Consider the following 3,214-nt stretch of genomic DNA (forward strand, 5'->3'; position numbering starts at 1 on the left):
CCAGCATTTCTGTGGCGCCCGGTGTCCAGGTCCTTATCGCCTGGGCCACGGAAACCGCGGTCAATGCCGTCAGTGTCGCCAGAAAATCCGCCGCGGAACCCTGCCAGGACGACCACCATTGTGTCACCAGGGGCAACCCGAAAACTTCCCGCCCGGTGCTTTTGGGGGGTGGCTGCCGGAAAAACGGGTGCGCCAGCCATGCCCCTAACTGTACAGCATCGCAAAGTCCGTCAGCCGCCATTCGGCCATCCACATCACAGGTCAATTGCCCATCACCGCACAAATGTATGGCCGCATCAATAAGCACATTGCCCGGCCCGCAGTCGAAGGCCAGGAGTGGACGGGGGTCATCCATGCCCGGTAACCAGGTCACGTTGGCCATACCACCGAGATTAAGTACCAAACGGGGTTGTTTACCCTGAAAGCAGTGTTGATGGAAGGGCGGGACCAGCGGCGCACCCTCCCCCCCGGCCGCCACATCGGCACGCCGGAAATCGTGGATCACGGTCAGACCGGTGGCCACCGCAATATCTGCTGCGGCACCAATTTGCAGCGTAAAGCCGGGCGCGCCCCGCGGTTGATGACGAATGGTCTGCCCGTGCAAGGCGATAAAGTCTACCGGACCGAGATGGGCGATGGCAGCACTCGCCAATTGGGCATAACAGGCGCCCAGACGCCGGTCGAGTTGCGCCACAGCCTCAACACTCAATGGCCCGTTGGCAGCCAGCACCTCTGCGCGCAACAACGGATCAAAAGAGCACCTGAAGACACCTCGGTAACCCGCACAACCCGCGACATCAAAATCCAGCACCGCGGCATCCACACCGTCGGCGCTGGTTCCAGACATTAAACCCAGACCACGCAAGGCGACTTACTTGGTCAGAAAACGCGTCAACTGGTGCAGCACCGACGCATCAATGGTCCTCGTCATGTGCTCCATGTCCATGGACATGACCATGGGCCAACTCCTCGGCAGTGGCATCCCGGACTTCCAGCACCGTCACATCGAAGTTCAGGGTCATCCCGGCCAGCGGGTGATTGAGGTCGACGGTAATTTCATCGCCTTCGATATCGATTACGGTAGCAAGACGCGTGCCTTCTTCGGTCATAGTCTCAAACTGGGTGCCGATCTCCAGTTCTTCCGGATCGTCAAAATCCTCAACACCCACCACCTCCACCAGATCTTCGTCCCAATCGCCATAGCCTTCCTCGGGAGGGATGGAGACCTCTAGTTTATCGCCAACACGACGCCCTGCCAGAGCCTGCTCCAGGCCGGGGATGATGCCATGGTGCCCATGGAGATAGACGAGGGGCTCTTCACCCACGGAGCTGTCAATCAGCTCCCCCTCTTCATCTGTGAGGGAATAGTCGATAGTGACGACTTTGTCTTTGCTGATCATCATGGTGCGAGTCCTGTAGGTAAAGGGCCAGGGGAAGAGGCTGCCATAGCAGTATCGAGCCGATTTTAGCCTGACTGTGCAGAAACGGCAAAATTTTCCGAATTCTCCCAAAAACGCCAATGGGGCTCAAGAATCTGGCTGAACGCTGCTATCCAGCGGGAGTTGTCATTAAGCGCAGGGATATAACGCAGTTCCTGGCCACCCGCATGGAGGAAAGTTTCTTTACCTTCCATGGCGATTTCCTGTAGTGTTTCCACGCAATCCGCAGTGAACCCAGGGCAGACGGTATCTATGCGGGACACTCCGGAACGCGCCAACTCGACGAGCGTCTCGTCGGTATGGGGCTTCAGCCATTGGGCGGCGCCGAAGCGGCTTTGAAAAGTTTGCACCCACTGATCATCAGGCAAACCGAGCTCCTTTACCAGCAATGCGGTGGTCTTTTCGCACTGAGCACGATAGGGGTCGCCCTTCTCAATGCAAATCTCCGGCAAGCCGTGAAAAGAAATCAGCAATCGCTCTGCCTGCCCGTGCTCCTGCCACCAGGCGCGGATACTATCCGCCAGGGCACGAATATAGGCGGGGTGCTGGTACCAGTCCCGAATCATGCGAATTTCCGGAACTTCGCGCCATTTCCGCAATTCTTTGGCCACCGCATCAAAAATGGAGGCGGTGGTGGCTGCCGCATATTGCGGATAAAGTGGCACCACCAGTATTTTGCTGCAGCCGGCGGCGCGCAAAGCGGTCATGCCTTTCGCAACTGACGGGTTGCCGTAGCGCATAGCTAGTTCCACCCGGACCTGACCGGGAAACTGCTGATCCCACCGGGCCTGTAGTGCGTCGCATTGACGCTGGCTATAGACCATTAGGGGTGATCCATCGGGAAGCCAGATGCTCGCATAATTGCGCGCCGAGCGGGCGGGGCGAAACAGCAGAATAGGCCCATTCAGGATGGGCCACCAGAGGATCCGCGGAAGTTCTACTACCCGGGTATCACTGAGAAACTCGCGCAGGTAGCGGCGCACTGCCGGGGCGGTGGGCGCATCGGGGGTGCCGAGATTGACGACCAGAATACCAATCATGCCTCGTTCTCCAGCGTGATGCAGACAGGCGCGTGATCTGACGGACGCTCTGCCGCCCGCGCGGCGCGGTCGATGACGACATCCTGAGTGCGCGCAAGCAGTGGACTCGAGGCCAGGATCAGGTCGATGCGCAGCCCCTGATTGCGCCGGAATGCTGCCGCGCGGTAATCCCACCAGCTCCACGCCTGCGCGTCCGGGTGCAGGCTACGGTAACTGTCATGCAGTCCGAGGCTCAACAGAGCACCCAGCGCCGCCCGTTCTGGAACTGAGCAGAGTATGCCATCCCCCCAAACCGTAGCGTCGTAAACATCACGGGCGTCAGGGGCAACATTGAAATCCCCTACCAGCAGCAGTTGCGGCCAGCGCTGCAACTCCTCGGCAATCAGCGCACGCAGACGCCCCAGCCATTGTAATTTGTAGGGATACTTGTCACTGTCCAAGGCCTGACCGTTGGGCACATAAACATTGATGACGCGTAAGTCACCGAAGCTGGCGGCGCACAGTCGTGCCTGTCCGTCACCACCGTCTGGCCAGTCACAGCGGGCGTCGTCGGGCGCTGTCCGGCTCAATATGGCAACACCGTTATAAGTCGGCTGACCGTGATAGAGCGCCTGATAGCCTGCGTCCGCCAGTTCGGCCACCGGGAAACGCGCGTCGACCAGTTTGGTCTCCTGCAGACAAAGGACATCGGGCTGCTCGCTACCCAGCCATTCCAGCACTTGCGGGAGGCGCACC

Annotated in this window: 4 protein-coding genes; all 4 read right to left on the reverse strand. The window is 59.4% G+C overall.

Features of this window, described 5'->3' with window-relative positions; all coding sequences use genetic code 11:
- Window positions 1-847 (reverse strand): anhydro-N-acetylmuramic acid kinase (locus AC2VNK_RS02300; protein ID WP_486882663.1); only part of this gene is annotated, 847 nt, incomplete at its 3' end.
- Between the two features lie 67 nt (window positions 848-914).
- Window positions 915-1,403, reverse strand: a complete 489-nt coding sequence (locus tag AC2VNK_RS02305; protein WP_291523791.1) for an FKBP-type peptidyl-prolyl cis-trans isomerase — start codon at window positions 1,401-1,403, stop codon at window positions 915-917.
- 62 nt (window positions 1,404-1,465) lie between these two features.
- Complete coding sequence (gene hemH / locus AC2VNK_RS02310; RefSeq protein WP_291523789.1) at window positions 1,466-2,479, reverse strand: ferrochelatase; 1,014 nt, start codon at window positions 2,477-2,479, stop codon at window positions 1,466-1,468.
- Window positions 2,476-3,213 carry an exodeoxyribonuclease III gene (xth, locus tag AC2VNK_RS02315; protein WP_486882664.1) on the reverse strand — a complete coding sequence of 246 codons (738 nt, stop codon included), beginning with the start codon at window positions 3,211-3,213 and terminating at the stop codon, window positions 2,476-2,478. Before xth ends, hemH begins: the two co-directional genes overlap by 4 nt.
- Between the last annotated feature and the right edge of the window lies 1 nt (window position 3,214).

The sequence above is a fragment of the Acidithiobacillus sp. TH-A35 genome (assembly GCF_057473505.1).

Bases quoted from the DNA above. Each gene is read 5' to 3' on its own strand.
- hemH (WP_291523789.1), bottom strand. From the start codon at position 2,479: ATGATTGGTATTCTGGTCGTCAATCTCGGCACCCCCGATGCGCCCACC.
- AC2VNK_RS02305 (WP_291523791.1), bottom strand. From the start codon at position 1,403: ATGATGATCAGCAAAGACAAAGTCGTCACTATCGACTATTCCCTCACA.